At 52.5% G+C, this 4,558-nt stretch carries 6 protein-coding genes and 1 pseudogene; all 7 read right to left on the reverse strand.

What is annotated here, in order from left to right; genetic code table 11:
* Window positions 1–184, reverse strand: a pseudogene (locus tag HPY90_RS14920) (hypothetical protein); the annotation flags it as partial.
* 137 nt (window positions 185–321) lie between these two features.
* Complete coding sequence (locus HPY90_RS14925) at window positions 322–516, reverse strand: helix-turn-helix domain-containing protein (protein ID WP_287195658.1); 195 nt, start codon at window positions 514–516, stop codon at window positions 322–324.
* Window positions 517–611: 95 nt separating this feature from the next.
* Window positions 612–1,136, reverse strand: a complete 525-nt coding sequence (locus HPY90_RS14930) for a PDDEXK family nuclease (protein WP_502707218.1) — start codon at window positions 1,134–1,136, stop codon at window positions 612–614.
* A gap of 131 nt (window positions 1,137–1,267) precedes the next feature.
* Window positions 1,268–2,500 (reverse strand): DNA methyltransferase, encoded by a 1,233-nt coding sequence (locus HPY90_RS14935; protein WP_287195660.1) that lies wholly within the window; start codon window positions 2,498–2,500, stop codon window positions 1,268–1,270.
* A gap of 5 nt (window positions 2,501–2,505) precedes the next feature.
* Window positions 2,506–3,258: a tyrosine-type recombinase/integrase gene (locus tag HPY90_RS14940; protein ID WP_287195662.1), complete on the reverse strand. Its 753-nt coding sequence runs from the start codon at window positions 3,256–3,258 to the stop codon at window positions 2,506–2,508.
* A 405-nt stretch (window positions 3,259–3,663) separates the two neighbouring features.
* Complete coding sequence (locus HPY90_RS14945; RefSeq protein WP_287195664.1) at window positions 3,664–4,065, reverse strand: type II toxin-antitoxin system RelE family toxin; 402 nt, start codon at window positions 4,063–4,065, stop codon at window positions 3,664–3,666.
* The coding region (locus tag HPY90_RS14950) for a hypothetical protein (protein WP_287195666.1) at window positions 4,049–4,558 on the reverse strand (510 nt) is incomplete at its 5' end. The genes HPY90_RS14950 and HPY90_RS14945, both read right to left, overlap by 17 nt.

Genomic DNA, 4,558 nt, shown 5'->3' on the forward strand with positions numbered 1-4,558 from the left:
CTTGCACCTGTTCGTCGGTCAGCCGGCCGATGAGGGCTTTCACATACTCGCGCGCTACTGCCATATTAATCACCTCAAGGCTATTATAACCGCTCGCAAACATTTTTGCTACTCCTTTAAGGCGTCCAAATGCCCCCGGCGCGCCCCGGTCAGGCAAACAGGCGCACCGGAATTTTATGCTCAAAACTGCCCTCGCAGGGAGGAAAAAGGCGGAAAACTGTAGAACCAGAGGAAGCTCAACGATCACGGTCCGCGACCGCGACGACCTCTTCTAGATGCAGCCCCGCAAACTTCGTACCTCCTTTTGCCGGCCGGGGCGAATTAAGACTTCGCCCCGGCCCCATCGATTTCCTTCTCGAACCCAAGATTTTCAACAACATCCCGCCGGATTCGGATAAACCGCCCCAGCCGGACGCTGGGGATAATTCCTTGCCGGACGTACTCGTACGCGGTGCTCCGCTTCAGCCGCAAAATCTTCGCCGCCTCCGGCACGGTGAGGAATATCTGCTCTTCCATGCCGCGTTTCACCTCCCAATAAAAACGAAAAAGCGCGGGAAATTAATCCCGCGCTGGGAAGGTCAAGCTAACCAGAAAGAAAGGTCGCTTTTTACCTACCTGATTTTCTCAAGCAGCATTTTTACAAACGTCCCGTAAAGCCCACTCTGCCCGCCGGTTTTCTCTTTGACCACTTCATTTCCGGCTTCTTCAAAAACGCTTAAGATCTCTTCATAAGCTCCTTTCCCCAAAAAATAATCCCATAAGTCTTTTCCAGCCAAAAGCATATCCGCGCTTTCTTTCGCCTCTTGCCCCCATACCGGTGACAAATCCATACTGCTCCCGTAGGCGAAGCCGATAACTGTCACACAACTCGGATCTTGCATTTTCAGTTCCTCAAAAGTTTGCTTGGTTTTTCTCAAGGCCGGGCGGGTAAAACCTTCAGGCCCGCTCTTTAACTGAACGTAGTGAGTTTTGCCATTTTTCTTAAAAACAAGGTCAATGTCCTCAACTCTGGCCTCTTTGTCCAACACTTTCAAGACTTCCTGAAATATACTGCCAAAAGAAGTAACCAGTGTCCTTTCCAGCCTTTGACGGATACGAAACTCGTAAGCCTCAACTGTATTTTCTTTTATCCCCAATACTCTCAACAAAAAAGGGTTTGGCAACAGGGACACTGGATCGATATTCTGAATATCATCAAATTTTCTATAGAGCCAGTTTTTTAGCATAATTTTAATGCGCTCTTTCTTCTCTTCCGGAAGCAATGAAGTCAGTCCTTTCTCCAAATAAATACGGACTCGAAGAATTCACTGGATCTTCTTCCCGTCCTGCGGTTAACGTGCCGGTTGATAACGCCTTCAACCCGGAACCCAGCTTGTTCAGCAATGCTATCATACAGGTTGGCAGTATCAGCGGCCACGACGATAACCCTTCCGCCTGGCAAAAGGGATTCATTTACCCGGCGAAAAACCTCCGCTATATCTTCCTGATATTCTTGCTTCGCTCTCTGGCTAGTGCCCTTGGATGCCGCCCCAATTTCGTCTTCCCTTCTATCCTCTAGGCCCAAGAGGTGGTAGGCATAGGCGTGCTGCTCGTGGTAGTCGATCAGCCCTACGTAGGGAGGACTGGTGATCACGCCATGAACAGGGGGGAAATCGGCAGTCCGGCTGTCTTCATGGAATATTTCAACCCTTGCATCGGTCCTGATTCTGGCGAATTCTTCGATTCTGCTGATAGTATCGTAACTGTAGCGGCATAAAAACTTAAACGCCTCGGTTGTGGGCTGGCATATTCGAGAATGTTTATAGCACCAGTAAGGCTCTCTCTGCGGTTTTTTGGGAAAGTCCAGATCAAAGTGCGTGGTTAGTCGGGCAGAGCGGGCAGAACGAGATAAAATTATCTTTAGCAGGTCCTGGTATTCATAATCCTTGATATAATGCCGGTAAATCAGCAGTTCTGTCAAGGCGCGAGGGGCGTACCAGTTTAACAGGTATTCGTCTTTCGTTTCAAAAGTAAGAGCGGAGGCCTCTTCTTCCCAGAAGGTCAGTTGCCGGTTGCCATATGCCTTCTTTCTTTCCGCGTCCGTTTTCCTCAAAATGTCCAAAACTTCCTTCCGCGCTTTCTGGATGTCATACTTTGCCGTCTTTGCCCGGCAAAGAAGAACGTTGAAGCCGCTTATATCGTAACCCACCGCATTAATCCCCAGTTCATTTGCTTGGACAAGAGTCGTCCCGGAGCCGCAAAATGGATCAAGCACCATTTGGCCGGGCCGAAAATATTTCCGCAGGAATATTTCCACCAACTGGGGAATAAACTTGCCCAGGTAAGGATGTAGCCGGTGAACGTGCTTCGTTCTTTCGCGCTCTGGCAGGTCAACTTCCCGCCAGTTCAGGTTTAAATCCTCCAAAGGAGTATCTGGGGTAACCGTTTTAGGATCAGTTGGTCTTTCAGTTGGCTGGTAGACAGAAACTCTTTTTTCTTCATTTGTTAACAAATTGTGCATGTTTTTCACTCCCACGCAATTTTTTCTACAGCTTTTTCCAGGTCGGCCTTGCCCGGTCTGGTATATCTGGCCGTGGTATTCAGATTTTCATGACCCGCAAGCATTGCCACCCTGTCTAGGCTTTCCCCTGCGTCTACCAGCATCTTACAGAAGGTGTGCCTTAAGGAGTGAGGAGTAACCTTAACCCCCGCCAGCCGCGCATACTTCGCAATGACCTTTTCAGCCACCCTCCTGGTCATCGGGCCGTTCTTGCCGGGAAAGAGCCACTCACCGGAAAGGTCAGCCAGGTAGCCGCTCAAAATACGCCTTGCCGTGGCGTTCAGGGGCACTTCCCGGTACTTGCTCCCTTTGCCGTGCCGGACTACAACATGGCCGGAATGCTCCCTGATCACAACGTCTTTAGCCTTCAGGGAAACCGCCGCCTCCGATACCCTGAGTCCGGTGTGCAGCAGGAGAGATATCAAAACCTGGTCTTTCTTGCTCCCGCGCTTTTGAACCGCCCGCATCAAAGCACCCAACTCCCTTCTGTCGAGCCACTTGGGAGCGGCCTTTTGCTCCGGCAGCCGCTTCACCCCTTCAGTCGGGTCGGACTCAACAATCCCCGATTCCTTCGCCCAGGTGAAGAAGCTGCCGATGGCGTCCAGGGCGTTGTTCACCGTGACGGGCTTCCTGTTCTTGTTCTGCAGGTGCCGCCGGTAGTTGGCCACGTCCAGGGGAGTGACCGCCTTGGGGTCTGCCTCGCCACAAGTGCCTTCCACCCATGAGAAGAACCGGCGCAGGTGCCCGGCGTATAATTCAACCGTCCCGGAAAGAGGCCCCTTGCCAGCAGGCTGTTCTTGAACCTGGTTAACGTATCCATATTATGCATCCATTCGACGTTTCTCTCCTTTCTCCTTTTGAGAACCAAAATTTTGCATTTAATATATTCTTTGACCAGCCTTTTGCGTCCTTCTTTGCCTGTTTAGTACACAATAAGGAGCATTTAGCGTACTGAACAAATCCTGTGACCGCGGTCACACCCCGCTGTGACCACGCCGCGAATTATGGTCACGCACTCACCTGCAGCCTCGGCGTCATCTCCTTTCCGGGCCGGTCGCCCTCTCAAAAAAAGAAAAGGCACGGGCCAATCTCCGCGCCCAGCAAAAAGCGAGTTGAAGGATCTCCTATACCGGCTTCTTCACGGTCCTTTCCAGGTCGGCCCTCCGGCTTCGTAAAAAGCCCATAGAACGGCCGTTGTAATCAAAGACAAAAGGATGCTGGAAACCCAGAAAGCCTGTTGTGATGCGGCTTTCCGGGTTTCCAGCTTTGTCACGTTTCGGGTGGGGAATATAAACCGATTTTTGCCTTTTTAGCCTGCTGCGCTTTTTCTTCTCACCCTCCACGCCGATCCTCAGCCGCAGCTCGGTCCCTTTCCCGCCTTCCAGCTTAATCACATCGCCCCTTGGCGGAAAACAGACCAGGTTGTTGGCGACGGCCTCTTTAATGCGGGTTTGGACGCTCCTGTCCAACGCCTTCAAATGCCTCTTGGCCCGGGGTGAGAAGATGACCTCAAATTTCCAACTCACGCCAGACGTCCTCGGCTTTGATGCCTTTGCCGGCCCGTATTTCGGCCCTTGCTTCTTCGAGCTCCGCGGCCTCTTCCGGCGTGATTTTCTCCGTGGGCCAGGCCATCGACTCCAGGATCACCCAAAGGGCCTCGGCCTGCTTGTCGGTCAGCCGGTCGATGAGGGCCTTTATGCATTCGCGCGGTATGGCCACATCGATCACCTCAAGGCTATTATAACCGCTCGCAAACATTTTTGCTACTCCTTTAAGGGGTCCAAAGGCCCCCGGCGCGCCCCGGTCAGGCAAGCAGGCGCACCGGAATTTTATGCTCAAAACCGCCCTGCCGCAGGGAGGAAAAAGGCGGAAAGCTGTAGAACCACAAGAGGTACAGGAGGGACGAGGCGGAGGCGCTGCTGCGAGCGCGCGCCCGGGAGAAAGCCCGTTGGACGCAGCAGCACCAATGGCCTGGTGAAAGAGGAGTGTTGCTGTGGTGGGCCGCAGAGAGTTGGCCGT

The sequence above is a fragment of the Syntrophothermus sp. genome (assembly GCF_013314835.1).
Classification (GTDB): Bacteria; Bacillota; Syntrophomonadia; order Syntrophomonadales; family Syntrophothermaceae; genus Syntrophothermus; species Syntrophothermus lipocalidus.

Coding starts and splice junctions, on each gene's coding strand:
- HPY90_RS14935 (WP_287195660.1), bottom strand. CDS start 2,500: ATGCACAATTTGTTAACAAATGAAGAAAAAAGAGTTTCTGTCTACCAG.
- HPY90_RS14925 (WP_287195658.1), bottom strand. CDS start 516: ATGGAAGAGCAGATATTCCTCACCGTGCCGGAGGCGGCGAAGATTTTG.